Below are 25,872 nucleotides of genomic sequence, written 5' to 3'. Positions count from 1 at the left end.
CACCGAAGCACACGGGTGTAAGTCATCCCCAATGGGGACAACTCCTGTGGACAACTTTGCGCCAAAATGCACAAGCGCCGGTCGGGGGCTCCAGTTGTCCACAAGTGCGGCAGACTCGGAAGCGTGAACCCACCGCGCACCTGGTCGCCCCAACCCGGCATGGTCGGCCTCGCCTGGGGCCTGGCCGCCGTGTTCCTGCTGGTCACCATCCTCAGCTCACAGGCCACGAGCCGGGTCTTCCTCGGCCTCGCCACCCTCCTGCTGCTCGCGCTGGGCGCCTACGGCACCTTCGTCCGACCGCGGCTGCTGGTGGACGACTCGGGCCTCACCGTGCGCACCCTGTCGGGGCCGCGGCTGCTGCCCTGGCACGAGGTCAAGGTGCGGCTGGCCCACACCCGCAGGCTCGGCCGCGAGACGGTCACCCTGGAGCTGGACTGGCGGCGGGGCGAGGACGAGCAGCTGTTCGTGTTCACCCCGATCGACCTGGGCACGGACCCGCGGGACGTGGCCGACGTCCTGCACGCCCTGCGCCCGTGACCGGCGCCGAAGCCCCGGCGGCGCGGGCCCGGAGCGCCCGTCAGACCAGCTGACCGGTGCGCACGACCGCCATGACCACGAGCAGCACCACGGCGGCCGCCACGACCGCCGCCTGCCAGGTGTTCCGCTTCCCGGCCGGCGCGTAGACCAGCCCGGCGGTCACCGCCGCGCCGATCACCAGCCCGCCGATGTGCCCGAGCAGCGAGATCCCCGGCAGGGTGAAGCTCAACACCACGTTCAGCGCGATCACGCCCAGCGCCGGACCGGCGTTGAGCTTGAGCCGCAGCACGGCCACCAGCATCGCGCCCATCAGGCCGTACACCGCGCCGGACGCGCCCGCCACGACCGTGTTCAGGCCGCCGAACAGGTACACCGCGACGCTGCCGCCGAGCAGCGACACCAGGTACACCGCGGAGAACCGCAGCCGGCCGAACACCGGCTCCAGGTCCCGGCCCAGCACGTACAGCGCGATCATGTTCAACGCCAGGTGCAGCGGCCCGAAGTGCAGGAACCCCGACGTGAGCAGCCGCCACCACTCGCCGCCCAGGGCGACCGAGGGCGTGTACATGAGCAGGTCGCCGAACAGCGGCGACCGCTGGTTGCCCGCCACGCTGCCCGCCTGGGCCGCGGTGACCGCGAACACCAGCACGTTCACCGCGATGAGCACCGGGGTGACCACCGGGCGCCCGCCGAACTCCGCGCCGACGAACGTGCGCGGCCGGCGCACGGTGGCCCGGCCCTGGTTCACGCAGTCGACGCACTGGTAGCCGACGGACGCCTCGCGCAGGCACTCCGGGCACGCCGGCCGGTCGCAGCGGACGCACCGCAGCCCGGTGGCCCGATCGGGGTGGCGGGCGCAGACCGGCAGGTCGGGCCGCGCCCCGATCGGCTCACCGGGCGGCGGGGAGATCGGCGAGTCGGCCACTCAGGACCGCTCCACCGAGACCTTCTGGATGACCACGTCGGTGACCGGGCGGTCGCCCGTGGTGGTCGGCGTCGCGCCGATCGCGTCCACCACGTTGCGCGACTCCTGGTCCGCGACCTCGCCGAAGATCGTGTGCTTGAAGTTCAGCCACGTGGTCGGCGCGACCGTGATGAAGAACTGCGAGCCGTTGGTGTTCGCGCCCGCGTTCGCCATCGCCAGCAGGTAGGGCTTGTTGAACTGCAGCTCCGGGTGGAACTCGTCGGCGAACTTGTAGCCGGGGCCGCCGCGGCCGGTGCCCGTGGGGTCACCGCCCTGGAGCATGAAGCCCGCGATCACCCGGTGGAAGATCGCACCGTCGTAGAACGGCCCGGACGACTCGCCCTTCGCGTTCGGCTCGCTGTAGCTCTTCGTGCCCTCGGCCAGGCCGACGAAGTTGGCCACCGTCTTGGGGGCGTGGTCGGGGAAGAGGTTGATGCGGATGTCGCCCTGCGTGGTGTGCAGGGTCGCCGTCACCTTGGTCCCGACGAACGATTCGTTGCTGTCTGCCACACACCCATCGTGCCATCACCGGGCGCGGTGGTTGGGGAAGGGGCACGATGGGTACTGCCTGGAACGTGACTGACCGACAGCTTCTGGAGCGCGATATGGATGAGGTAGACGCCATGACCCGGGCCGGGGAGTCGGTCGGCAAGGCGGTGCGTGCTGTTCGCCGCGGCGCCGTCCGCGCCGGTCACGTCGGTGCCGACGCGGCCGTCCAACTGGCGGAGCGCGCCGAGGGCAAGCTGGCCGAGCGCGGCGTGACCAGGGACTACGTCCGGAGTGTCGTCGCCGACAAGGCGGGTGCGCTGGTCGAGCGGGCCGAGGGCTACGAGAAGTCCACCCGGCGCGGTCGCAAGCAGCTCGCGAAGCGGGCCAAGGGCGTGCGCAAGGAGGTCGTGAAGGCCGCCGAGCGCGCGCGCAAGGAGGCCAAGGTGCGCGCGAAGGACGTGCGCAAGGCCGCGAAGCAGGCGCGTCGGGAACTGGCCGCGGCCAAGGCGCCCCGGCGCCGTCGCTGGCCGTGGGTGCTCGGCGTGTTCGCCGCCGCCGCGGTGGCGGGCTACCTGGCCCTGACCAAGCGCCCGCAGGAGGTGCGACTGGAGGAGGAGGACGTGCAGCCCACGTCCGAGACCACCACGACCACCGCCGCGTCGGAGTCGGTGCGGCCCCAGGCGGCCCGCAACGGCCAGGTCTCCGACCAGCACAGCCGCAGCTGACCGTGAGCCGCGCTCCGCGCCCGTCCCGACCCCGGGGCGGGCGCGGAGCCGTGCGTCAGAGGCCCAGGTTGCCGACCACGGTCTCGGCGATCGTGCGCGTCTTGATCGTCTGCTTCTGGTTGCTGGTCACGACCACCGCGTTGCCGCCCTTGGCCACCGCGTAGACCGCCCCGGCGTCGGTGGTCAGCGAGCCGCCGTTCCACCCGGCCGGGGTCGTGGCCGGGTTCGAGTCGGCGATCGGCGCGGCCCGGTCGACCACCGCCTTCGCGGTCGCGGGCTCACCCTGGAACACCCACACCGACAGCTGCACCTCGGTGGCGTTGGCGTAGAAGAAGCACGCCGGGTTCGGCTGGTCTGCGGACAGCCGAACCTTCCGCACCAGCTGCCCGTTCGCCTCCTGCACGGCGGACGAGGCCAGGTAGGGGCACTGGCCGTCGACGGTGGGCTCCGGCACGGCCGGAGGTCCGGCGGGCGCGGTCGTCGTGGTCGTCGCCGCCGCGCTGGTCGTGGACGCGGCGTCGGGCGCGGGGACGGGATCTCCGGGGCCGCAGGCGGCCAACGCGCCGACGACCAGCAGGGATGGCAGGGCGGTGAGCAGCACTCGATTCATAGGGCAGCAAGTCAATCAGATACCGGATCGTGAATCGACACCGTGACCACCTAGGCACGTAACGTCATCCCCGTTAGCGTGTCCTTACCCTGCCGGCCGCCCCTGCAATGTGAGGACTGAGTCAAGATGAACATCTTTGACCGCGGTCGAGACCATGCCATCGCTGTGTTCCGGATCGTTGTCGGCGTGCTCTTCCTGTGCCACGGCGCGCAGAAGCTGTTCGGCGTGCTGGGCTCCAAGGGTGCCGTGTCGATCACCGACTGGCCGTCCGGCCCGGCCGGTCTGATCGAGCTCGTCGGTGGCGCGCTGATCGTCATCGGCCTCGGCACCAGGGTTGCCGCGCTGATCGCGTCCGGTGCGATGGCCTACGCGTACTTCGTGGTCCACCAGCCCGCCGGGCTGCTGCCCATCCAGAACAAGGGTGAGCTGGCCGCGGTGTACGCGTGGGTGTTCCTGCTGTTGGCGTTCACCGGTCCCGGCGCTTGGGCCGTGGACAAGGTGATCGCCGCGCGCAAGCAGGAACAGGCGCTCGTCAACGCATAGCAGTGGGCAAGACGAGGGCCCGCACCCAGCGGCATTGGGTGCGGGCCCTCACTTGTTGCCCTACCGCGAACACGACCCCGGCCCACCCGTGGGATGACCGGTGGCCGCACACTCAGTAAACACGACAACCGAAACTTTCGCGCCCCCTAACTCTCCCGAAACACACGCGGGGATCGCCACGTCGAGGTGTTCCGCGCGACGGAGTCCTCGGATCACCGGCGCTCACCGCACCTTCGGCGGGGTCCGGGGGCGGAGCCTCCCGGCTGGGGCGTGGGGGTGTTCGACCCCACGAACACGACGAGCGAGGCGGCCGACGCAATCCGTCGGCACACCTCGCCCAGAGCGAGTGGAGACGAGGGGAATCGAACCCCTAACCCCCGCCTTGCAAAGGCGGTGCTCTGCCAATTGAGCTACGTCCCCGCACGGGGGCGGCAGATGGACCGCCCTCGCGGGTCAGTTGGTGGGGGCAGTGGCCTCGCGCCACAGGTCCGCGTCAGCCTTCGCCGTGCGGCTGCGCTTGACGAAGAACAGGACCGCACCGGCGACCGCAACGAGTGCGATGATCTTCTTCACGGCGATTCCCCTCTGCAACACCTGTGAACTTCCGGTGGGCCTAGGAGGACTCGAACCTCCGACCTCTTCGTTATCAGCGAAGCGCTCTAACCGTCTGAGCTATAGGCCCTCGGGGCAACGACGGCAAGACTACAGCACCCCCCGTCGCGGCCCCAAATCGGGTGGTCGGAGATCACTCCCGCTCGGACAAGGTCACTTCCAGACCCCCGGCAAGATCAGCGGAAACGTTGTAGACGAACGAACCCACGGTGGCCAGGGCGGTGAAGAGCACGATGTTCACCGCGCCCACGATCGCCGCCACGCCGAACACCCGGCCGGCGCTGATCAACGGGTCGCTGCCCGACTCGTTGCCCTGGAGCAGGTCGCTCGCGGTGTTGTTGATCTTGTCCCACACGCCCATGCCGTTCAGCACGCCGTACAGCACGCCGACCGCCACGAGCCACACGAAGAACAACGCCACGCTCAGCACCAGGGCGAGCTTCAGCACCGACCACGGGTCCACCCGCTTGACCTGCAGGCTCGCCCGACGCGGACCGCGCCCGGGCCGGCGCGCCGTCGGCGCGGACGCCGCCGGACGCCCGTTCGCGCCCAGGTTCACCTGCGTGCGGGCCGCACCCGCCCCACCGCCCGTGCCGGGCACCACGGGCCGGGCCACCGCGACCGTGTCCGGGTCGCTCGCCGGGTACGCGGGCTGCGCCGTCGCGACCGTCTCCTGGTCCGGGGAGGACACCAGGTCGGCCGGGCCGACCTGCTGCGCCTCCCCGTACCGCGTGTCGTTCGTCACCCGCTGCCACGGCGGCGGCGCGCCGTGCTGGTCCTGCTCGGCGGCCGGCCGCTCGACCTTCTCGGTCTTGCCCTCGGCCGCCGACGCCTCGGGCTGCTCGGACGCCACCGAGGCGTCGACCGCCGGCTCCTCGGCGCCGGTGGGCGTGGCCCCGGCCGCCGGTGTCGACTCGGCGCCGGGCCGGGTGATCACCGCGGTCTTGTCCTCTGGCTTCTCGGGTGGAGTCACGAGCAGTCCTCAACCTCTCGTTCGCGCTAGTTGGCAGGCTCGGCCTGGTCACCGTCGGCGGAACCGACCGCCGGCGTCGCACCCGCGGCGTCGGTGGGGTCGGCGACCACGCCGCCGTCACCACTGGTGACGTCCGCGGGCTCGTCCGCGTTGCGCGCCACCGCGATCAGGGTGGTCCCTTCGCCGAGGTTCATCAACCGGACGCCCTTCGTCTGCCGCCCCGCCTTGCGCACCTCCTTGGCGCTGGTCCTGATGACCCCGCCCGAAGAGGTGATCGCGTACAGCTCGTCGTCGACGTCGACGATGAGCGCGCCGACCAGCCTCCCACGCCTGCGGTCGTGCTGGATGGTGAGCACACCCTTGCCACCACGACCCTGGACGGGGTAGTCCTCGATCGGCGTGCGCTTGGCGTACCCACCGTCGGTCGCCACCAAAACAAACAGACCCTCCTGGACGACGCCCATCGACAGCAGCTCGTCCCCGGTGTTGAACCGCATGCCCAGCACGCCGGAGGTGGCGCGGCCCATCGGGCGCAGCGCCTCGTCGCTCGCGTGGAACCGGATCGACTGGCCGTCGGCCGACACCAGCAGCAGGTCGTCGGACGCCGAGCACAGCACCGCGCCGACCAGCTCGTCGTCGTCACGCAGGTTGATGCCGATCAGGCCACCGGACCGGTTCGAGTCGAAGTCGGACAGCTTCGACTTCTTGACCAGGCCCTTCTTCGTGGCCAGCACCAGGTACGGCGCGACCTCGTAGTTCTTGATCTGGATGACCTGGGCGATCTCCTCCTCCGGCTGGAACGCCAGGAGGTTCGCCACGTGCTGGCCGCGCGCGTTGCGGTTGGCCTCGGGCAGCTCGTACGCCTTCGCCCGGTACACCCGGCCCTTGTTGGTGAAGAACAGGATCCAGTCGTGCGTGGAGCACACGAAGAAGTGCTGCACGATGTCGTCCTGCTTGAGCTGCGCGCCCTGCACGCCCTTGCCGCCCCGCTTCTGCGAGCGGTACAGGTCGGTCTTCGTGCGCTTCGCGTAACCCGTCCGGGTGATCGTGACGACGACGTCCTCGACCGCGATCAGGTCTTCCATCGACACGTCGCCGTCGAACGGCACGATCCGGGTGCGCCGGTCGTCACCGTGCTTGTCCACGATCGCCAGCAGCTCCTCGCGCACGATCGCGCGCTGCCGCTCCGGCTTGTCGAGGATGTCCTTGTAGTCGGCGATCTCCAGCTCGATCTCGGCCAGCTGGTCGATGATCTTCTGCCGCTCCAGGGCCGCGAGGCGGCGCAGCTGCATCTCCAGGATCGCGTTCGCCTGGATCTCGTCGACGTCCAACAGCTCCATCAGGCCGGTGCGCGCCACCTCGGGCGTATCCGACCGGCGGATCAGCGCGATCACCGCGTCGAGCTGGTCGAGCGCCTTGACCAGGCCGCGCAGCACGTGGGCGCGCTCCTCGGCCTTGCGCAGCCGGAAGCGCGTGCGCCGGACGATGACCTCGATCTGGTGCTTCACGTAGTGCCGGATCATCTGGTCCAGGCGCAACGTGCGCGGCACGCCGTCGACCAGCGACAGCATGTTGACGCCGAACGAGTACTGCAGCTGGGTGTGCTTGTAGAGGTTGTTCAGCACGACCTTGGCCACCGCGTCGCGCTTGAGCGTGATCACGATGCGCATGCCCGCGCGCCGGTTCGACTCGTCGGCGATGTTCGCGATGCCGGTCAGCTTCTGGTCGCGGACCAGCGTGGCGATGTTCTCCACCAGGTTGTCCGGGTTCACCTGGTAGGGCAGCTCGCTGACGACCAGGATGGTCCGCCCCTTGCTGTCCTCGTCCACGTCCACGACCGCGCGCATCTTCACCGAGCCGCGGCCGGTGCGGTAGGCGTCCTCGATGCCCGCCGTGCCCAGGATCTGGCCGTAGGTCGGGAAGTCGGGCCCCTTGATCCGCTGGATCATCGCCTCCAGCGTCTCCTCGTCGGAGGCGTCGGGGTTGTCCAGCGCCCACACCACGCCGTCGGCGACCTCGCGCAGGTTGTGCGGCGGGATGTTCGTCGCCATGCCGACCGCGATGCCCGAGCTGCCGTTGATGAGCAGGTTCGGGACGCGCGACGGCAGGACCGTCGGCTCCTGGATGCGGCCGTCGTAGTTGTCGCGGAAGTCGACCGTGTCTTCCTCGATGTCGGCCAGCATCTGCATGGCCAGCGGCGTGAGCCGGCACTCCGTGTTGTGGCTGACGAAGCCGTCGGTGATGAAGGCGTGGTCCTCGGTGTCGACCCGCAGGCTGTAGACCGGGCGCACGCCGGCGTCGGTGACCGACTCGACGGCCGCGTAGTAGAACCGGCCGTCGACCAGCGGTTCGACCACGTCCAGCACCTCGCGGTTGGTGATCCGCGCGGCGATCTCGTCGTAGTCGCGCTCCCACCGCTCGACGCGGTCCACGTTGTGCCGGCGCAGCCAGTCGCGCTCGGTCCAGCGGGTCGCGCCGTGCGCCCGGATGTAGTCGCCGACGAACGGCACGTGGTCGCTGCTCATCGCCCGGCTCTCGAGCGGGACCGCGTCCAGGATGGCGTCCAGCTTGTCCTGCTTCGCCCCGAGGAAGCCCACGTTGCGGGCGAACAGGCGGGCGTCACGCCGGTTGGTGATGACGACCTTGATCTCGCCGTCCTCGTAGTTCACCAGCGTGCTGACCACGCCGAACTCCAGCAGCAACTGCTGCACCTCGCGGGCGAGCCGCGCGCTGCGCGTGGAGTAGGAGACCTGCACGCTGTTGCGCGGCAGGGCCGAGGCCGAGCCGTCACCGGTGAACAGCGACGCGAGGAACGCCCTCTTGATCACCTCGCCCGCCGCCCAGACGAACTCGGGCACCCGCTTGGCGGCGCTGCGCTGCCCGACCATCTCGCCGAGCACCGTCGTCCGGAGCTGGGTCAGGTCCTGCACGTCCAGCTCGTACAGGACGGAGCCCGACTTGATGGTGCGCGAGTACACGTACCTCGGACCGCCGACCGCGTCGTCGTAGGCGTCCACGACGCGCTGGAAGTACTCCGCGTCGATGTTGTTGAACCCGGCCCGGTCCGCCGAGACGAACCCCTCGCTGACGAACGCGCCGGCGAGGATCGCCGCCGAGTAGTGGCCGATCTCCGGCAGCTCGCCGGCCTCCTGCGGCAGGCGCTGCAGGACCACCCGGTCACCCGGCTGGACCTCCTCCAGGAGCTTCCACAGCAGGGTCGGCACCCCGAGCACGTTCACCAGGCACAGGACCGGGTGGTTGTGCGTGCCGGTCAGCTCGTAGCCGTTCCTGGTGCGCAGCTTCAGCGTGGGGTGGTCGCCGGAGTGGAACAGCATGTCGGCGCGCACCGGGTTGCCGTTGCGGTCCAGCACCTTGAGGTCGATCGGGTTGTCGCTGTTCGGTTGGGCGTCGGGGACGATGTCGCCGATGCGCGGCGTCGAGCCGTCTGCCAGGCGAATCCGGGTTTCCGGTGACACGCAGTAACGCATCGCGGCTGCCGGGTCGTTGCCCTGGGAGCCGAAGTTGCCCTGGCCGTCGATGAGCGGGTAGCGCATGGCCCACGGCTGGGCGAGGCGGACCAGCGCGTCGTAGATGGCCGAGTCGCCGTGCGGGTGGTAGTTGCCCATCACGTCGCCGACCACGCGGGCGCACTTGTTGTAGCTGCGGTCCGGGCGGAAGCCCGAGTCGAACATCGAGTAGAGCACGCGGACGTGCACGGGCTTCAGGCCGTCGCGCACGTCGGGCAGGGCTCGTCCCACGATCACGCTCATCGCGTAGTCGATGTACGAGTTCTGCATCTCCTGCTGGATGTCGCGCGGCTCGGTGCGGTCTCCACCGGCCGGGGGCAGCGTCGTCTCGCTCACAGTTGCACTTCCTTAAGAGGCCGGGGAGAGGATCAGACGTCGAGGAACCGCACGCCCTTGGCGTTGCGGGTGATGAACGACCGGCGGGCTTCCACGTCCTCGCCCATCAGCACGCTGAACAGCTCGTCGGCCGTCGCGGCGTCGTCCATGGTGACCTGGAGCAGCACCCGGTTGGCCGGGTCCATCGTCGTCTCCCACAGCTCGGCGGCGTTCATCTCGCCGAGGCCCTTGTAGCGCTGGATGTTGTCGTCCTTGCCGATCTTCTTGCCCGCGGCGAGCCCGGCCTGGAGCAGGCCGTCGCGCTCGCGGTCGGAGTAGGCGTACTCCGGTTCCGCGCGCTGCCACTTGATCTTGTAGAGCGGCGGCTGCGCGAGGTACACGTGGCCGTGCTCGATGAGCGGGCGCATGAAGCGGAACAGCAGGGTCAGCAGGAGGGTGCGGATGTGCTGGCCGTCGACGTCGGCGTCGGCCATCAGCACGATCTTGTGGTACCGCAGCTTCGAGATGTCGAAGTCCTCGTGGATGCCCGTGCCGAAGGCGGTGATGAGCGACTGGACCTCGTTGTTCTTCAGCACGCGGTCGATGCGCGCCTTCTCCACGTTGATGATCTTGCCGCGGATCGGCAGGATCGCCTGGAACATGGAGTCCCGGCCCTCCTTGGCCGAGCCGCCCGCGGAGTCGCCCTCCACGACGTAGATCTCGCACTCCTCCGGGTTGGTGGAGCGGCAGTCCTTGAGCTTGCCGGGCAGGCCGCCGATGTCGAGCGCGCCCTTGCGGCGCACCAGCTCGCGGGCCTTGCGGGCGGCGATGCGGGCCTGCGCCGACGACACCGCCTTGGTGACGATCGTCTTCGCCTCGTTGGGGTGGCGCTCGAACCAGTCGGCCAGGTGCTCGTTGGTCGACTTCTGCACGAACGACTTGGCCTCGCTGTTGCCCAGCTTGGTCTTGGTCTGGCCCTCGAACTGGGGCTCCTTGAGCTTGACCGAGACGATCGCGGCCAGGCCCTCGCGGATGTCGTCGCCGGTGAGGTTGGAGTCCTTCTCCTTGAGCAGCTTCTTCTCGCGCGCGTACTCGTTGACCACGCGGGTCAGCGCGGCGCGGAAGCCCTCCTCGTGCGTGCCGCCCTCGTGGGTGTTGATCGTGTTGGCGAACGTGTACACCGACGGCGTGTAGCCGGTGTTCCACTGCATCGCCACCTCGACCTCGAGGTCCTCGCCCTTGGCCTCGAACGAGACGACCTTCTGGTGCACCGCCTCACGGGTGTGGTTGATGTGGCGGACGAAGTCCTCCAGGCCGCCGGGGTAGTGGAACGTGCGCTCGCGCACGGCCGCGACGTGGCCCTCGGCGTCGGCCTCCTCGTCCGACTCCTGCACGCGCTCGTCGCGCAGGATGATCGTGAGCCCCTTGTTGAGGAACGCCATCTCCTGGAGGCGGCGGGAGATGGTCTCGATGTTGTACTCGGTGGTCTCGAAGATCTCCGGGTCGGCCCAGAAGGTGATCGACGTGCCGGTCTCGTCGGTCGGCGCGCCCTTGCGCAGCTCGTGCACGGGCTTGGTCGCCTCGAACCGCTGGTTCCACGTGAAACCCTGGGTCTTGACCTCGACGTCCACGGCGGTGGACAGCGCGTTCACCACGGAGATGCCGACGCCGTGCAGGCCGCCGGACACCGCGTAGGAGTCGCTGTCGAACTTGCCGCCCGCGTGCAGCGTGGTGAGCACGACCTCGAGCGCGGGCCGCTTCTCCACCGGGTGCATGTCGATCGGGATGCCGCGGCCGTCGTCGATGACCCGGACGCCGCCGTTGGCCAGCAGCGTCACGTCCACGACCGTCGCGTAACCCGCCATGGCCTCGTCGACCGAGTTGTCCACGACCTCTTGGATCAGGTGGTGCAGGCCGCGCTCGCCGGTGGACCCGATGTACATGCCTGGCCGCTTGCGAACCGCTTCCAGACCCTCCAGGACGGTGATCGAGGACGCGCTGTACTCATTCTTCTTGGCTGCCACGGGCCTGGTGTCTCCTCGGACTTCACGCGACTGGGACCGTCGCCGGGCGACGCTGGGTTGCGCTACCCCTCGATCCTACCGGGGCAGACCGACAGAAACCCACTTAGGACACCCCTGGTTTGCTCACAGGCGGCCCGAAGTGAACGCAGATGGGTGCCGACCGCCGTTCGCGGGGTCAAAATCGACTGGTGAGCGCTCATCGCGCCACAGGATCGCCGCTGCGGCCCTGACGCAGCTCACCCGTAGGTGTCACGTGGTCCGCGGCCCGGGACGTGCCTGGGGCCGTACCGCCAACTGGGCGCCGCCGGGCCCTGCACCTTCAGCTTCTTCACGACGCCGTCGCCGACCCCCGCGGCGATGCGCTTGAGCAGGTCGCGCTGGAGCAGCCGGAGCTGCGTGGCCCACGCGGTCGAGTCGGCCTGCACGGTCAGCTCGCCCTCGCTGAACGCGACCGGCTGCGCGTGCTCGGCCACGTCCTCCCCGACGAGCTTCGGCCACCGCGCGAACACCTGCCCGCCGGCCAGGCGCTCGACCCAGCCGCGGTCGGCGGCGAGCCGGGCGGCGAGCCGGCCGAGGGGCTGCGGGTCGCGGTCGTCCGGCCCGGGACCGGACCAGCGGCGACGGCGACGGCGGCCGGCGGACCCCGCCGCACCCTTGCGCGGACCGCGCACCCCGCGTTCCTTGGCCGACGCGCGGGCGGCTTCGAGGGCGGCGCGGGCGAGGTCCGCCCCCCTCAAACCACTCGCCGGAGTGACCCCGTCTGTGGATATGTCCGTTTCGGGCGGTGAGTTATCCACACCATCCACAGGGTTGTCCCCAGTTGTGTGTCCCGTCACACCCATTCGGGGCAACTCGTCAGACACGACGCACCTCCCCGTGTCGAACGTCGAACCGCAGCCCGTCCAGCTCCTCGGGCACGTCCTCCGCGACCGCCGCGGTGATCAGCACCTGCTCCGCGCCGGCGGCCACCTTCGCCAGCTGGCGACGCCGGCCGCGGTCCAGCTCGGCGAACACATCGTCCAGCACGAGGACCGGTTCGGCGCCCTCGACACGCAGCAGCTCGTACCCGCCCAGCCGCAGCGCCAGCGCGAACGACCACGACTCGCCGTGGCTCGCGTAGCCCTTCGCGGGCAGGTCGCCGAGCGCCAGGTCGAGGTCGTCGCGGTGCGGCCCGACCAGGCACACGCCCCGCTCCACCTCGTGCGACCGCACCCGGTGCAGCTCGGCGAGCAGCGCGTCCTCCAGGACTTCCCGGTCGTGCGGGCCGCCGCCGGCGGAGCCGGCGATCAGATCGGGGAACGCCTCGCCCAGGCTCGACCGGTACGCGATCCGGGCCGGCCGGGACTCCGGCGCGACCTCCGCGTACGCGGCCGCCACGTGCGGCGCGATGTCCGCGACCAGGTCCAGCCGCGCGGCCAGCAGCTCCGCGCCGTGCCGGGCCAGGTGCCCGTCCCACACGTCGAGCGTGCCGACGTCGGCGTTGCGCGACGCCCGCATGCTCTTGAGCAGCGCGCCCCGCTGCTTGAGCACGCGCTCGTAGTCGCTGCGCACCCCCGCGTACCGCGGCGCGCGGGTGGTGAGCAGCTCGTCCAGGAACCGCCGCCGCTCGCCGGGGTCGCCGCGCACCAGCGCCAGGTCCTCCGGCGCGAACAGCACGGTGCGCAGGATGCCCAGCACGTCGCGCGGGCGGGGCACCGGGCCGCGGTTGATCCGCGCCCGGTTCGCCTTGCCCGCCGTGATCTCCAGCTCGACCAGCAGCTCCCGGCCCTCGTTGACCACCGCCGCGCGCACCACCGCGCGCGGCGCGCCGTGCCGGATCAGCGGCGCGTCCGTGGCCACCCGGTGCGAACCCAGGGTGGCCACGTACCCCAGCGCCTCGACCAGGTTCGTCTTGCCCTGGCCGTTGCGCCCGACCAGCACGCTCACGCCCGGCTCGAACGCCAGGTCCGCGTGCTCCCACGACCTGAAGTCGGTGACCTGCAGGTGTCGGACGTACAACTCGTCAGCTCTGGGTCGTGCCGGAACCGGACGAAGGACCGGCGGCCTGCACGGCGTGGCCGCCGAACTGGTTGCGCAGCGCCGCGACCGCGCGCATGGCGGGCGAGTCCTCCTGGCGCGACGCGAACCGGGCGAACAGCGCGGCGGAGATCACCGGCGCGGGCACCGCGTGCTTGATCGCCTCCTCGACGGTCCACCGGCCCTCGCCGGAGTCCTCGACGTGGCCGCGCAGGTCGTCCAGCTCCGGGTCCGACTCCAGCGCGCGGACCAGCAGGTCCAGCAGCCACGAGCGGACCACGGTGCCCCGCTGCCACGCCTTGATCGTGGCCGGCACGTCCTGCACCAGCTTCGACGCCTCGAGCAGCTCGAAGCCCTCCGCGTACGCCTGCATCAGGCCGTACTCGATGCCGTTGTGGACCATCTTGGCGAAGTGGCCGGCGCCGACGGAGCCCGCGTGCGCGAAGCCCTCCTCGCGCGGGCCCTCCGGGCGCAGCGCGTCGAAGATCGGCATGGCGCGCTCGACGTGCTCGGCGTCGCCGCCGACCATCAGGCCGTAGCCGTTCTCCAGGCCCCACACGCCACCGGACACGCCGGCGTCCAGGTAGCCGATGCCCTTGTCGCCGAGCGCCTTGGCGTTGACCTCGTCGTCGGTGAAGCGCGAGTTGCCGCCGTCGATCACCAGGTCGCCCGGCTCCAGCAGGTCGCCGAGGTCGGCGATCGTCTGCCGGGTGATGTCACCGGCGGGCACCATGACCCACACCACGCGGGGTGCGGAGAGCCTGCCGACCATGTCGGCGAGCGAGTCGGCGTCGGTGACTTCCGGGTTGCGGTCGTAGCCGACCACCTCGTGCCCCGCGCGGCGGATCCGCTCGCGCATGTTGAAGCCCATCTTGCCGAGGCCGACGAGTCCGAGCTGCACGGTCGTTCCTCTTCCCTACGTCTGTGGTCGCGATCCTTGTCGATCAGCCGGGCAGGCGCACGGGCATCAGCAGGTAGAGGTAGCCCGGCGCCACGTTCCCATCCTCGTCCACCGGCTTGAGCAACGCGGGCCGGCTGGGTGTGGTGAAGGACAAGTGCGCCTTGGGCGTGCGGACGGCCTGCAGGCCCTCCAGCAGGTACGTGGGGTTGAACGCGATGGTCACCGGGTCGCCGGTGTACTCGACCGGCAGCTCCTCCTCGGCGCTGCCCTCGTCGTCGCCGCCCGCGGACAGGCGCAGGCCGCTGTCCACGAACTCCAGCCGGACCTGCGTGCCGCGCTCGGCGACCAGCGACACGCGCTTGATCGCCTGCACCAGCGCGTCGACCTCGATGATCGCGGCGGCCGAGTGCTCGGTCGGCAGGAGCTGGCGGTACTTCGGGAAGTCGGCGTCGAGCAGCCGGGTGGTCGTGCGGCGGCCCGTGCCGGACAGGCCGAGCAGGCCGTCGTTGGCGGCCAGGGACAGCTCGATCTTCCCGCCGGACGCGCCCAGCGTCTTCGCGGAGTCGTTGAGGGTCTTGGCCGGGACGAGCACGGCGACCTCGCCGAGGGACTCGTTCGGCTCCCACGGGAACTCGCGCATCGCCAGCCGGAAGCGGTCGGTGGCCACGAGGGTCACCTTGCCCTCGCCGATCTCCAGGCGGACGCCGGTCAGCATCGGCAGCGTGTCGTCCTTGCCCGCCGCGACGGCGACCTGGGCCACGGCCTCGCCGAAGACCTCGCCCGGCAGCTCGCCCGCGAGCTGGGGCATGGACGGGAGCTGCGGGTAGTCCTCGACCGGCATGGTCGGCAGGCTGAACCGGGCGCTGCCGCACGAGATCGTCATCCGGGAGCCGTCGACCGCGATCTCGACCGGGTGGTTCGGCAGGGCCTTGGTGATGTCGGCCAGCAGTCGGCCGCTGACGAGCGCCTTGCCCCCGTCGGCGATGGTGGCCGGGACGCCGCACTGGGCGGACACCTCGTAGTCGAAGCCCGAGACGGTCAGCGCCTCGCCGGAGCCGTCCTCCGCCCCGGCGTCGAGCAGGATGCCGCCGAGCACCGCGACGGGCGGCCTGGACGGCAGGCTGCGGGCGACCCAGGCGACGGCGTCGGCCAGGCCGTCGCGCTCGACGCGGATCTTCATGAGGCGTCCTTCCTCAAGTCGGCATGACCAACAACAGCATGCGTTGCGGTGGGGGTTGGGGAGCCGCGGCCCTCGCCGGATCTTCCGACCCTCGGCGCGGAGGCTCCCCACCGTAGAGCGTCGGGACCGACTTCGTCACGTCGGGGCCACACCCGGGGCGGAGCGCGGCCGAGCGCTCGTCCCCGGGGCCGAGCCCCGCCTGTTTTTTCTTTGTTCATCTCTTCAAGGGAAGACAACAGCAACAGCAGTAAGGGCTGTGGATTGTGTGGACAACCGGCGTTCCCGCAGCTCGTCGCCCACTTGGAGGTGTGGACGGACACGGGGTGTCACCCGGGGACAAGTCGGCGCACCCGGGGAGAACTACCGGGCTCGTCCGTTCGGTCCACAGGCGAGGCGAGTTGTCCCCGGGTTAATCCCCGGGTGTGGGCCGAGTTGTACCCGGGTGCTGCACAGGGTGATGGTGGGGCGAATCTCCCCCGACGGGGCGCTTCCACGGGCCTGTGGACAACTCGTGGCCGGGCGTTCACCTGCTGCGGGAGCGCAGCTGAGCCGCTGGTGGCGGGCGGCGAACGCGCTGGACCGCGCCCCGCCGGCCCCTGGGTACCTCACACGGGTGACGCGAAACGACCCCCACCGGTCCGGGCCGCCGCACCCGGGTTCGACGGCCGTCGCGGGCGGCGCGGGCGGGGCGCACCCGGGTGTCGCCGGCGGGGCGGCGGCGGATCCGGGTCGCACCCGGGTGCGAACGGCGGCGTCCCCGGGTGCGGCGGCGGCACCCGGGTGCGGGCGCGGTCGGGTTCGGCGCGGCGAGAGGGCGCGGCGAGGGGCACGGTGGGCGGCCTCGGTGGGCGGGCGGTCGACCGTGACGCGGAGGCGGGTGCCGCAGGAGGCGCGGGCGGTCGGGACGGGGTTCGCCGGCGGCCACGGGTGGCACGGCCGTGGGGCGGCCGTGGGTGGGCACCGGGTGGCGCGGGAGGGCGCACGGGCGGGATCGAGGGCGCGGACGGACGCGACCGCGCTCGGGTGGCGGGCGGCCCTCGGTCGGGCCGGCATCCCGTGTGCCGCGGGGTGCGGTCGGGGGCGTGGTCCGGTGCGGGCTTGGGTGGGGCCGGGGCGGTGCGGGCCGTTGTCCTCCGGCGGGGACCGGGCGCAGGGACTCGGGCAGGGGGCGATGATCACCCGATCGTGGCGACGGGTGGTGTGCGCAAGCGCTTGCGGGTCAGGGGGTGTGGCGGGCGCGCTGCTTGATGCGCGAGGTCAGCTCCTGCACCTGCTCGTACACCCGGCGGCGCTCGGCCATCTCCTTGCGGATCTTCTTGTCCGCGTGCATGACCGTCGTGTGGTCCCGGCCGCCGAAGGTCTGGCCGATCTTCGGCAGCGACAGGTCCGTCAGCTCCCGGCACAGGTACATCGAGATCTGCCGGGCCTGCGCCAGCACCTTGGTCTTGCCCGGCCCGCACAGGTCGTCGATCGACACGCTGAAGAACTCCGCCGTGACCGCCATGATCGTCGGCGCGGTGATCTCCGGCGCGTGCGAGTCCGGGATGAGGTCGCGCAGCACTATCTCGGCGAGCTGCACGTCGACCGGTTGCCGGTTGAGCGACGCGAACGCCGTCACCCGGATCAGCGCGCCCTCCAGCTCGCGGATGTTCCGCTCGATGCGGGCCGCGATGAACTCCAGCACCTCGGCGGGCGCGGCGAGCCGGTCCTGTGCGGCCTTCTTGCGCAGGATGGCGATCCGGGTCTCCAGCTCGGGCGGCTGGATGTCGGTGATCAGGCCCCACTCGAACCGCGTGCGCAGCCGATCCTCCAGGGTCTCCAGCCGCTTGGGCGGCCGGTCGGAGGACACCACGATCTGCTTGTTCGCGTTGTGCAGGGTGTTGAAGGTGTGGAAGAACTCCTCCTGCGTGCCTTCCTTGCCCTCCAGGAACTGGATGTCGTCGACCAGGAGCACGTCGATGTCCCGGTACCGGCGCTGGAAGGCGACCTTGCGGTCGTCGCGCAGGGAGTTGATGAAGTCGTTGGTGAACTCCTCGGTCGACACGTACCGCACGCGCATGCCGGGGAACAGCCGCTGCGCGTAGTGCCCGACGGCGTGCAGCAGGTGCGTCTTGCCGAGCCCGGACTCGCCCCAGATGAACAGCGGGTTGTACGCGCGGGCGGGCGCCTCGGCGACGGCCACCGCGGCGGCGTGCGCGAAGCGGTTGGACGCGCCGATGACGAACGTGTCGAAGTTGTACTTCTCGTTCAGCCGGGTCTGCGAGGACGCCGGGTTGGCCGGCCGGGTGTACGGCGTGCCGCTCGGCGCGGCGTGGCCGCCGCCGAACGTGGGCCAGATCTCGGTGACGGCGGCGAGGGCTTCGCCCTCCTCGTCGACCTCCTCGCCCTCGGCTTCCGCTTCGCCCTCGGTCTCCGCCTCGACCACGAACCCGCCGTTGACGGGCACCGGGGTCGGGACGGGGACCGCCACGGGGACGGGGCCGGCCACCGGGATCGGCGCGGGGCCGGGGTCCGGCGAGTCGACCTTCACGGCCAGCGAGACGGCGCGGCCCAGGCGGCGGGACAGGGCGGTGGTGATGGGTTCGCGCAGCGCGCGCTCGATCGCCTCCTTGGCGAAGTCGCTCGGCGCGGCGAGCAGCGCGGTCCCGTCGAGCAGCCCGATGGGTCGGGTCACGCGCATCCACGCGCGCTGCTGGGGGGACAACGTGCTGGCAGCCAGCTCCTGCACGACCTGCTCCCACACGAGACCCAGGTCGGCCTGGTGGTCGGACACCTCCGCGCTCCCCTCCCCTCGGTGACGGCTCCGCGGTCAGTCCCCCGGGGAACTTCCACGACGTGGACACGGAGAATAGAGGCATCCACAGAGTTATCCACAACTGTGCACGAACGCGGCCCGGAGCGCAGCGGAATCCCCTCGTTGCTCCCGGTGCCTGCGACCGGCGTGGCGGCGGCCGGCGGTTCAGCCCGGTCCGGCCCGCGCCCACCCGCGAAGGCAGCACGCTAACAAGGCGCGGCCCCTGCCACAAGGCGTACCGGCGCGCAAGCCCTTTACGTGCGGCGGAGCGGGCGCCGCGCACCCGGGTGCCACCCCGATTTGAACCGCGACCCGGGGGCTGCGTACCCTCGTAACCGTCTCCCGCTTGCGTGGGGTGCTTTTCGCGCGCCCGGGGCTTGTTCGCAGGGGACAACCACAGACCTGCTTGGCAGTTAGCACCGGGAGTCCGACCGTGAGCAAGGGTAAGCGCACCTTCCAGCCCAACAACCGTCGCCGTGCCAAGACGCACGGGTTCCGGCTGCGCATGCGCACCCGCGCCGGTCGCGCCATCCTGGCCGCGCGCCGTGGCAAGGGCCGCAAGCAGCTGTCCGCCTGATCGCCGCAGCGCCGTGCTACCCGCGGCCAACCGGCTGACCCGCAGCCAGGACTTCGGCCTGGTGGTCCGCCGGGGCCGCCGGGCCGGCCGGTCCCGGCTGGTGGTGCACGTCCTGACGTCGGCGCAGCCCACCTTGGACCCGTCCAAGGTGGGCTTCGTCGTGAGCAAGGCCGTGGGCAACTCCGTGGTCCGGCACCGGGTGAGCCGCAGGCTCCGCCACGTGGTGCGGGACCGCCTCGACTCGTTGCCGCCCGGAACTTCGCTCGTCGTGCGCGCGTTGGCACCGTCAGCCGATGCGGACAGCGCCGAGCTCGGCCGGGACCTCGACGCGGCGCTGCACAAGGTGCTGCGATGACGACCGTCCAGGTGAGCCCCGTCGTGCGGGCGTTGCTGCTGCCGGTGCGCTTCTACCGGAAGTTCATCTCACCGGCGCTGCCCCCGACCTGCCGTTTCCACCCGACGTGCAGTGCGTACGCGGTGGAGGCGTTGACCGTCCACGGTGCGCTGCGCGGATCCTGGCTGACCCTGCGCCGGCTGGGCCGCTGCGGACCCTGGCACCCTGGTGGCCTGGACCCGGTTCCGCCGAGGCGAAACGCGGTCCCCGACCTTCCTGCCGAGGAGTAGCTAGTGCTCAACTTCATCTACTACCCGGTGTCCTTCATCCTGTGGTGTTGGCACTGGGTGTTCGGCCACATCTTCGGCGAGTCGAGCGGGTTCGCGTGGGCCCTGAGCGTGGTGTTCCTCGTCTTCACGCTCCGCGCGCTGCTGTTCAAGCCGTTCGTCGGCCAGGTCCGCTCGATGCGCAAGATGCAGGAGTTCGCGCCCGAGCTGCAGAAGATCAAGAAGAAGTACGCGAACGACCGGCAGCGCCAGGCGCAGGAGATGCAGAAGCTCCAGTCGGAGCACGGCGTCAACCCGCTGGGCGGCTGCCTGCCGATGCTGGTGCAGATCCCGGTGTTCATCGGCCTGTTCCACGTGCTGCGGTCGTTCAAGCCCGGCTGGGGCGAGGTCTACTTCTTCGACGCCCAGGGCGTGGAGTCCTTCGTCAACGCGAAGCTGTTCGGCGCGAACCTGTCGACGTTCATCACGATGCCGTGGGACGACCCGGGCCAGCCGTCGCTGACGGACTTCGGCACCGAGCGCAGCGCGGTGCTGTACGTGGCCATCCCGCTGATGATCATCGCCTCGATCGCGACGCACTTCACCGCGCGCCACTCGGTGGCCCGGCAGACGCAGGCCGCGGCGGACAACCCGCAGACCGCGATCATGAACAAGCTGACGCTCTACATCTTCCCGCTGGGCGTGCTCGTCGGTGGTCTCTTCTTCCCCATCGCGATCCTGCTCTACTGGCTGAGCAACAACGCGTGGACGCTGGGTCAGCAGTACGTCGTGTACCACCGCATCGACCGCGAGGAAGAGGCGAAGAAGGTCGAGGCGACCGCGCAGCGCACGGCGCTCGCGCCGAAGCCGGGGGCCAAGCCCGTGACCAAGCCGAAGCCCGGTCAGAAGCCCCAGCAGCGCAAGCCCGCCGGCAGCCCGCCGGCGGCCGCCGCCGCGAAGCCCGCGCCGGACGGCGACGAGCCCGCCGAGGCCGTGCCGCCGTCCACCGAGATTCCCGGTCTGAGCCCAGACCGATCCCCAGGCAAGAAGCAGGGCAACAAGAAGCGTCGTTGACCCTGGAGAGGAGACATCGTGTCGGAGACGTTGCAGGCGGCCGACGTGGACGCACCGGAGGCCGGCCAGGTCCCACCGGCGCGGTCGGGGACTTCGGAGGACCTGCTCGTCCAGGAGGGCGACATCGCCGGGGACTACCTCGAGCGGCTGTTGGACCTGCTCGACTACGACGGCGACATCGACCTCGACGTCGAGGCGGGTCGGGCGATCGTGAGCATCGACGGCGGTGACGACCTGGAGAAGCTGGTCGGTCCCCGCGGCACGGTCCTGGAGTCCTTGCAGGAGCTGACCCGGCTCGCCGTCCAGCAGGAGACGGGCGTGCGCAGCCGGCTCATGCTGGACATCGCCGGGTGGCGCGCCGGGCGTCGGGCCGAGCTGGCCGACCTCGGGCGGACCACCGCGGAGAAGGTGCGGGCCACCGGTGAGAAGGTGCGGCTGCACCCGATGACGCCGTTCGAGCGGAAGGTCGTGCACGACGCCGTCGCCGCGGTGGCGGGCGTGCACAGCGAGAGCGAGGGCGAGGAGCCGCAGCGCCGCGTGGTGGTGCTGCCCAAGCCCTGAGCGGTCGCGGAACGACGGCCCCGGTCCCCTGGTGGGACCGGGGCCGTTCTGCTTGCCCGTCCGTGCGGTGATCGGCCGAGTGCGGTGGTGCGCAGGGCGAGTCGGTTCGGGTAGGCCGATCCCCGGGCCGAGGGCGAGACTGGGCCGGTTGTGGGGTGGGCCGGTGTGGGGTGGGCGCGTCCCTGGGGCGGGTCAGGCCACGATCGCGTAGCGCTCGTCATCCAGTTCGCGGCCCCACAGGGCGGGGTCGGTGAGCGGGACGACGTGCCCCTCCCCCAGCAGCGCGACGCACTCGGCGGCGGTGAGGCCCGCGCCGGTCGACCAGCGGCCCTCGATGAGGACCAGGCGTCCACCCGGCCGGAGGAGGGCGTGCCAGCGGTCGAGCGCGGCCGCCGGGTCGGGCAGCGCCCACAGCACGTGCCGCACCAGCACCACGTCGAACGACCCCGGCGGGTACGGCGGGCGCGCGGCGTCGCCCTGGCGGAACTCGACCCCCGGCGCCTTCACGCGGGCGGCGGCGACCATGCGCTCGGACAGGTCGAGCCCGCGCACGTCGTACCCCTCCCCCGCGAGCAACGCGGTGAGGCTGCCGGTGCCGCACCCGAGGTCGACCACGCGCGCCGGCGCGGGCGGCAGCAGGGACAGGAGCAGTTCCCGCCACGCGCGGCGGACGTCCGGGTCACGCAGCCCGTGGTCGGCGTCCTCGTCGAACGTCGCCGCCTGGTCGTCCCAGAAGCGGGACTGCGCGAACGTGGTGAGCCACGCGCGCTGCTCGTCGGTCTCGGGCACGTCGCGGCCGCGCGCCTCGGCGATGGCCTGCCAGGCGGCCTCGGGCGACGCGCCGTCCAGCACGAGGAGCGCGCCCGCGATCAACGACGAGCGGCCGATGCCCGCCCAGCAGTGCACGAGGACGTGACGGCCCGCCCGGAGGTCTTCGAGCACCGGGGCGAGGTCCGGCGCGTCCGGCACGCCGAAGTCCGGGATGGGCAGCCAGTGGAACGCCATGCCCGCGTCCCATGCCGCCTCGGCCTCGTCGGACAGGTCCAGCTCGGCCAGTTCCGTCTCGGTGAGCGCGCACACGATCACGTCGACCCCGCGGTCGGCGAGGTGACGGAGGTGCTCCAGGCTGTGCGGGTGGCCCATGGTGCTCAGCGCGCCCGGTCTGATCGAGTACATCTCTTCCCCTTGCCGTGTTCCACGTGAAACGGTCGCCGTATGACTGAGATGGCCCGGCACCTCCGCGTCGCCGCCTACGCGGTGATCATCGAGAACGATCGGCTGCTGCTCTCCCGGTGGCTCGGGCCGGACCGGCCGAGGTGGATCCTCCCCGGCGGCGGGCTCGATCACGGTGAAGATCCGTACGACGCGGTGGTCCGCGAGGTGTTCGAGGAGACCGGCTACCACGCCGAGGTCGATCGGCTGCTCGGCATCCAGAACGTCCACGGGCCGATGGTGCGCGACGGCGTGGAGGTCGACTACCACCGCATCCGGATCATGTACGAGGCGCACGTGGTCGGCGGGGAACTCACCTTCGAGGTCGGTGGCAGCACGGACCAGGCGGCGTGGTTCCCGGTGGCGGAGATCCCCGAGTTGGATCACGTCGAGTCGGTGGACTACGCGTTGGAACTCCTCCGCGCGTCGCCCAAGGACGGGCGGATCGTGGACCTGGGGTGAAGCGGGGCGCGTTTCACGTGAAACACGTCGAACTTCTCACTTCGATTTGGCGTGTCGCCGGGGTGATCCGTCATAGTGGTGACCGGCACATCTCGTGAGGCTCGCAGCCTCTCCGACGAGAAGCCCAACCCCATCGCCCACACCCGGCCGCCGCCGGCGTCCGGTGTGGTTTCACGTGAAACGTCCCGGACGGAGACATGGCCGCAGAGGTGGAAGACCGCGCGAAGAAGGTCTTCGGTGACCACTACGACAAGGCGGCCGCGTTCACGGCACTGCTGACCGAGCACGGCGTCGAGCGGGGGCTCATCGGACCGCGCGAGGTCGACCGGCTCTGGGAACGCCACGTCCTCAACTCGGCCGTCGTGGCGGAGTTGCTCCCCGAAGGTTCACGGGTCGTGGACGTAGGCTCGGGCGCGGGCCTGCCGGGGATCCCCCTGGCGATCGCGCGGCCCGATCTCGACCTCACGCTCCTGGAGCCGATGGCCCGGCGGGTGGCGTGGCTGACCGAGTGCGTCGAAGCCCTCGACCTCAAGGTCACCGTCATCCGGGGGCGAGCCGAGGAAGGACCGGTGCGTGACCGGCTGTCCGACAGCGACGTCGTGACGGCCCGCGCGGTGGCCCCGCTGGAACGGCTGACGCGGTGGTGCCTGCCGCTGCTCCGGCCCGGCGGACGTCTGGTCGCTCTCAAGGGCGAGAGCGCCGCGGAAGAACTGGAACGCGACGCCGAGGCGGTGCGCCGGGCCGGAGGCATCCGGCCTCGCGTCATCACCTGTGGTGGCGATGTCCTCGAACTGCCGACGACGGTCGTGCTCGTGGAGCGCGACGAGCGGGCGAGCCGCCGTGAAGGCGGGCGTCGCAGAAGGAAGGATCGGTGACCGTGTACCCCGACCCCCTGCAACCGGTGTTCCAAGCGGCCGGTGTTTCACGTGAAACCGAGCCTGAAGGTGTGGTGGGCGCGGGCGAAGTGCTCCGCCCGGCGGTAGACCCCAACTTGGCAACCAACGTGGAACCGGCAGGAGACACCAGCACCGTGTGGACCCCCATCGCGGAAGAAGCGGCACGCGCCACCCGCGTCCTGCACCCCGACTCCCTCCAACTCCCCCGCCCTGACCGTCGCCGCGTGATGGTGGTCGCCAACCAGAAGGGCGGCGTCGGCAAGACGACGAGCACGGTGAACCTCGCCGCCGCGCTCGCCATCCACGGGCTCAAGGTCCTCGTCATCGACCTCGACCCGCAGGGCAACGCGAGCACCGCGCTGGCGGTCGAGCACCGCTCCGGCACGCCGTCGGTGTACGAGGTGCTGATCGGTGAGCTGTCCGTGGCGGAAGCCGCTCAGGTCAGCAGCCAGTCCCCCAACCTGTACTGCGTGCCGGCGACGATCGACCTGGCGGGCGCGGAGATCGAGCTGGTGTCGATGGTGGCCCGCGAGTCGCGGTTGAAGGAGGCGCTGAGCCCCGAGGCGCTGGACCCGATCAAGCCGGACTACGTGTTCATCGACTGCCCGCCGTCGCTCGGCCTGCTGACCGTCAACGCGATGGTCGCGGCGCAGGAGGTGCTGATCCCGATCCAGTGCGAGTACTACGCGCTGGAGGGACTGGGGCAGCTCCTGCGCAACATCGAGCTGGTGCAGGCGCACCTGAACCCGACGCTGAACGTGTCCACGATCCTGTTGACGATGTACGACGGCCGCACGAAGTTGGCCGACCAGGTGACCAGCGAGGTGCGCGGCCACTTCGGCGACACCGTCCTCCGGACGGTGATCCCGCGCAGCGTGAAGGTCTCCGAGGCACCAGGATTCGGTCAGACGGTGCTCACCTACGATCCCGGCTCACGGGGCGCGATGAGCTACCTCGACGCGGCACGGGAGATCGCCGAGTACGGCGCGGAGATGAGGTCGGCATGACGGAACAGCGCAAGGGTGGCCTCGGCCGCGGGCTCGCGGCCCTGATCCCGAGCGGACCGCCTCCGGGCACCCCGGCGACACCGTCGCCGGCGAGGTCGGTGGCGAACGGCAAGACGTCCGCGTCCACCCCTGCGCCGTCCACCGCCCCGACCGGCGAGGTGGCCGGAGCGGTGTACCAGGAGCTGCCGGTCACGTCGATCCGGACGAACCCCAAGCAGCCGCGGCAGGTCTTCGACGAGGAGGCGCTGCGGGAGCTGGAGCACTCGATCCGCGAGTTCGGCCTGATGCAGCCGATCGTCGTGCGGGCCGTCGGGCCCGATGCGTACGAGCTGGTCATGGGCGAGCGGCGGTGGCGGGCCACCCAGCTCGCCGGGCTGAAGACGATCCCGGCGATCGTCCGGCACACCGCCGACGACGTGATGCTGCGGGACGCGCTGCTGGAGAACATCCACCGCGTGCAGCTCAACCCGTTGGAAGAGGCGTCGGCCTACCAGCAGCTGCTGGAGGAGTTCGGCGTGACGCACGAGGAGCTGGCCGACCGCATCGGGCGCAGCCGGCCCGTGGTCACCAATACGATCCGGCTGCTGAAGCTGCCGTTGCCGGTGCAGCGGCGGGTGGCCGCCGGGGTGCTGTCCGCCGGGCACGCGCGGGCGCTGCTGGGGGTCGAGGACCCCGGGGTGCAGGAGGAGCTGGCCGCCCGGATCGTGGCCGAGGGGATGTCGGTCCGGGCCACCGAGGAAGCGGTGACGCTCGCCAAGGGGGCGGAGCCCGCCAAGGCGAAGGCGGCGCGGCGGAAGCCGATCCAGGCTCCTGGGTTGCAGGAGTTGGCGGAGCGGTTGTCGGACAACTTCGACACTCGGGTGAAGGTCGAGTTGGGGCAGCGGAAGGGGCGGATCGTGGTGGAGTTCGGGTCCGTTGACGACTTGGAGCGGATCATCCAGTTGATGTCGCCCGAGGCGGCGCAGCGGGGGCGGGGCGGGGAGTAGGTCTCACCCGCGGTGAGCCGGTGGCGACTGGGTAGGCCGGTGGCGACGGGCCGGGTTGGTGGGTAGGCCGGTGCGGGACGCCGGTCCGGCCCGATTTGACATGGGGCCCGTACGAGCACCCCAGGCAGGCCGTAGCCGGCAGGCCCGGCGGGGAAAAGCGTCCCGCCAGACCTGCCGGCTCCGACCAGCCTAAGGCACCCGAACCCATGTCAAATCGGGCCTCGGTGGTGGTGTGGCGGGTCCGTTGTGGGGTGGTGGGTGTGGTTGGCCCGAAACGGACAAATGGG

The 25,872-nt window shown here is 71.0% G+C and carries 24 protein-coding genes, 2 tRNA genes and 1 pseudogene; 12 read left to right on the top strand and 15 right to left on the bottom strand.

Annotation, left to right across the window (positions count from 1 at the left end; translation table 11 throughout):
* Positions 1-123: 123 nt before the first annotated feature.
* Entirely contained in the window at positions 124-537 is a 414-nt protein-coding gene (locus tag ACWEFJ_RS07515) for a PH domain-containing protein (RefSeq protein WP_378086241.1), read from the top strand.
* 40 nt (positions 538-577) lie between these two features.
* Here the strand turns inward: ACWEFJ_RS07515 and ACWEFJ_RS07510 are convergent, their stop codons facing one another.
* Both ACWEFJ_RS07510 and ACWEFJ_RS07505 read right to left on the bottom strand, forming a co-directional pair.
* The gene (locus tag ACWEFJ_RS07510; protein WP_449713231.1) at positions 578-1,462 is read right to left on the bottom strand and encodes a rhomboid family intramembrane serine protease; all 885 of its coding nucleotides are present in this window, start codon (positions 1,460-1,462) and stop codon (positions 578-580) included.
* Positions 1,463-2,011 carry a peptidylprolyl isomerase gene (locus tag ACWEFJ_RS07505; RefSeq protein WP_378086245.1) on the bottom strand — a complete coding sequence of 183 codons (549 nt, stop codon included), beginning with the start codon at positions 2,009-2,011 and terminating at the stop codon, positions 1,463-1,465.
* Between the two features lie 95 nt (positions 2,012-2,106).
* Here ACWEFJ_RS07505 and ACWEFJ_RS07500 point away from each other — a divergent pair, with 95 nt between their 5' ends.
* Positions 2,107-2,715: a hypothetical protein gene (locus tag ACWEFJ_RS07500; RefSeq protein ID WP_378086247.1), complete on the top strand. Its 609-nt coding sequence runs from the start codon at positions 2,107-2,109 to the stop codon at positions 2,713-2,715.
* Positions 2,716-2,770: 55 nt separating this feature from the next.
* On the opposite strand, the gene ACWEFJ_RS07495 is transcribed toward ACWEFJ_RS07500, so the two are convergent.
* A complete protein-coding gene (locus tag ACWEFJ_RS07495) occupies positions 2,771-3,325 on the bottom strand; it encodes a DUF2020 domain-containing protein (protein WP_378086249.1) in 555 nt (184 codons plus the stop codon).
* Between the two features lie 126 nt (positions 3,326-3,451).
* On the opposite strand from ACWEFJ_RS07495, the gene ACWEFJ_RS07490 reads away from it, so the two are divergent.
* On the top strand, positions 3,452-3,868 hold the full coding sequence (locus tag ACWEFJ_RS07490; protein WP_378086251.1) for a DoxX family protein: 417 nt from the start codon (positions 3,452-3,454) through the stop codon (positions 3,866-3,868).
* Positions 3,869-4,215: 347 nt separating this feature from the next.
* Here ACWEFJ_RS07490 and ACWEFJ_RS07485 read toward each other — a convergent pair.
* From ACWEFJ_RS07485 to dnaA, 11 genes and pseudogenes are all read right to left on the bottom strand, one after another.
* A tRNA-Ala gene (locus ACWEFJ_RS07485) sits at positions 4,216-4,288 on the bottom strand.
* Between the two features lie 39 nt (positions 4,289-4,327).
* Positions 4,328-4,441: pseudogene (locus ACWEFJ_RS07480) on the bottom strand (DLW-39 family protein); the annotation flags it as partial.
* A gap of 35 nt (positions 4,442-4,476) precedes the next feature.
* Positions 4,477-4,550: transfer RNA gene (locus ACWEFJ_RS07475), tRNA-Ile, on the bottom strand.
* Between the two features lie 63 nt (positions 4,551-4,613).
* Positions 4,614-5,453 carry a DUF3566 domain-containing protein gene (locus ACWEFJ_RS07470; RefSeq protein ID WP_378086253.1) on the bottom strand — a complete coding sequence of 280 codons (840 nt, stop codon included), beginning with the start codon at positions 5,451-5,453 and terminating at the stop codon, positions 4,614-4,616.
* Positions 5,454-5,479: 26 nt separating this feature from the next.
* On the bottom strand, positions 5,480-9,316 hold the full coding sequence (gyrA, locus tag ACWEFJ_RS07465; protein ID WP_449713230.1) for an intein-containing DNA gyrase subunit A: 3,837 nt from the start codon (positions 9,314-9,316) through the stop codon (positions 5,480-5,482).
* Positions 9,317-9,348: 32 nt separating this feature from the next.
* The gene (gene gyrB, locus ACWEFJ_RS07460) at positions 9,349-11,319 is read right to left on the bottom strand and encodes a DNA topoisomerase (ATP-hydrolyzing) subunit B (RefSeq protein WP_378086257.1); all 1,971 of its coding nucleotides are present in this window, start codon (positions 11,317-11,319) and stop codon (positions 9,349-9,351) included.
* A 236-nt stretch (positions 11,320-11,555) separates the two neighbouring features.
* Positions 11,556-12,056, bottom strand: a complete 501-nt coding sequence (locus tag ACWEFJ_RS07455) for a DciA family protein (protein ID WP_378086259.1) — start codon at positions 12,054-12,056, stop codon at positions 11,556-11,558.
* A gap of 118 nt (positions 12,057-12,174) precedes the next feature.
* Positions 12,175-13,317, bottom strand: coding sequence for a DNA replication/repair protein RecF (gene recF, locus ACWEFJ_RS07450; protein WP_449713229.1), 1,143 nt, complete (start codon positions 13,315-13,317; stop codon positions 12,175-12,177).
* Positions 13,318-13,321: 4 nt separating this feature from the next.
* Positions 13,322-14,236, bottom strand: a complete 915-nt coding sequence (gene gnd / locus ACWEFJ_RS07445) for a phosphogluconate dehydrogenase (NAD(+)-dependent, decarboxylating) (protein WP_378086263.1) — start codon at positions 14,234-14,236, stop codon at positions 13,322-13,324.
* Positions 14,237-14,279: 43 nt separating this feature from the next.
* Positions 14,280-15,416: a DNA polymerase III subunit beta gene (gene dnaN, locus ACWEFJ_RS07440; protein ID WP_449713228.1), complete on the bottom strand. Its 1,137-nt coding sequence runs from the start codon at positions 15,414-15,416 to the stop codon at positions 14,280-14,282.
* 1,219 nt (positions 15,417-16,635) lie between these two features.
* Positions 16,636-18,189, bottom strand: coding sequence for a chromosomal replication initiator protein DnaA (dnaA, locus tag ACWEFJ_RS07435; RefSeq protein ID WP_378086267.1), 1,554 nt, complete (start codon positions 18,187-18,189; stop codon positions 16,636-16,638).
* A gap of 454 nt (positions 18,190-18,643) precedes the next feature.
* Between dnaA and rpmH the strand changes: the two genes are divergently transcribed.
* The 5 genes from rpmH to ACWEFJ_RS07410 are packed head-to-tail and all read left to right on the top strand — an operon-like array spanning position 18,644 to position 21,022.
* Positions 18,644-18,787, top strand: coding sequence for a 50S ribosomal protein L34 (rpmH, locus tag ACWEFJ_RS07430; protein ID WP_073897783.1), 144 nt, complete (start codon positions 18,644-18,646; stop codon positions 18,785-18,787).
* A gap of 13 nt (positions 18,788-18,800) precedes the next feature.
* Positions 18,801-19,142, top strand: coding sequence for a ribonuclease P protein component (gene rnpA, locus ACWEFJ_RS07425; RefSeq protein ID WP_378086269.1), 342 nt, complete (start codon positions 18,801-18,803; stop codon positions 19,140-19,142).
* Positions 19,139-19,411, top strand: a complete 273-nt coding sequence (gene yidD / locus ACWEFJ_RS07420; RefSeq protein ID WP_378086271.1) for a membrane protein insertion efficiency factor YidD — start codon at positions 19,139-19,141, stop codon at positions 19,409-19,411. Before rnpA ends, yidD begins: the two co-directional genes overlap by 4 nt.
* A 3-nt stretch (positions 19,412-19,414) precedes the next feature.
* The gene (gene yidC / locus ACWEFJ_RS07415) at positions 19,415-20,461 is read left to right on the top strand and encodes a membrane protein insertase YidC (protein ID WP_378086273.1); all 1,047 of its coding nucleotides are present in this window, start codon (positions 19,415-19,417) and stop codon (positions 20,459-20,461) included.
* A gap of 45 nt (positions 20,462-20,506) precedes the next feature.
* Positions 20,507-21,022 carry a Jag family protein gene (locus ACWEFJ_RS07410; RefSeq protein WP_378086366.1) on the top strand — a complete coding sequence of 172 codons (516 nt, stop codon included), beginning with the start codon at positions 20,507-20,509 and terminating at the stop codon, positions 21,020-21,022.
* Positions 21,023-21,214: 192 nt separating this feature from the next.
* On the opposite strand, the gene ACWEFJ_RS07405 is transcribed toward ACWEFJ_RS07410, so the two are convergent.
* Positions 21,215-22,198, bottom strand: a complete 984-nt coding sequence (locus ACWEFJ_RS07405; RefSeq protein WP_449713227.1) for a methyltransferase domain-containing protein — start codon at positions 22,196-22,198, stop codon at positions 21,215-21,217.
* Positions 22,199-22,237: 39 nt separating this feature from the next.
* On the opposite strand from ACWEFJ_RS07405, the gene ACWEFJ_RS07400 reads away from it, so the two are divergent.
* From ACWEFJ_RS07400 to ACWEFJ_RS07385, 4 genes are all read left to right on the top strand, one after another.
* Positions 22,238-22,696, top strand: a complete 459-nt coding sequence (locus ACWEFJ_RS07400) for an NUDIX hydrolase (RefSeq protein ID WP_378086277.1) — start codon at positions 22,238-22,240, stop codon at positions 22,694-22,696.
* A gap of 197 nt (positions 22,697-22,893) precedes the next feature.
* Positions 22,894-23,571, top strand: coding sequence for a 16S rRNA (guanine(527)-N(7))-methyltransferase RsmG (gene rsmG, locus ACWEFJ_RS07395; protein WP_449713226.1), 678 nt, complete (start codon positions 22,894-22,896; stop codon positions 23,569-23,571).
* Positions 23,572-23,687: 116 nt separating this feature from the next.
* Positions 23,688-24,599 carry a ParA family protein gene (locus ACWEFJ_RS07390; protein ID WP_378086281.1) on the top strand — a complete coding sequence of 304 codons (912 nt, stop codon included), beginning with the start codon at positions 23,688-23,690 and terminating at the stop codon, positions 24,597-24,599.
* On the top strand, positions 24,596-25,585 hold the full coding sequence (locus tag ACWEFJ_RS07385) for a ParB/RepB/Spo0J family partition protein (RefSeq protein ID WP_378086283.1): 990 nt from the start codon (positions 24,596-24,598) through the stop codon (positions 25,583-25,585). The genes ACWEFJ_RS07390 and ACWEFJ_RS07385 overlap by 4 nt, the downstream gene beginning before the upstream one ends.
* Positions 25,586-25,872 lie beyond the last annotated feature (287 nt).

The sequence above is a fragment of the Actinosynnema sp. NPDC004786 genome, assembly GCF_053601135.1.
Note: the sequence above shows the minus strand (reverse complement) of the source record. Positions and strands in the feature narration are given on the sequence as shown.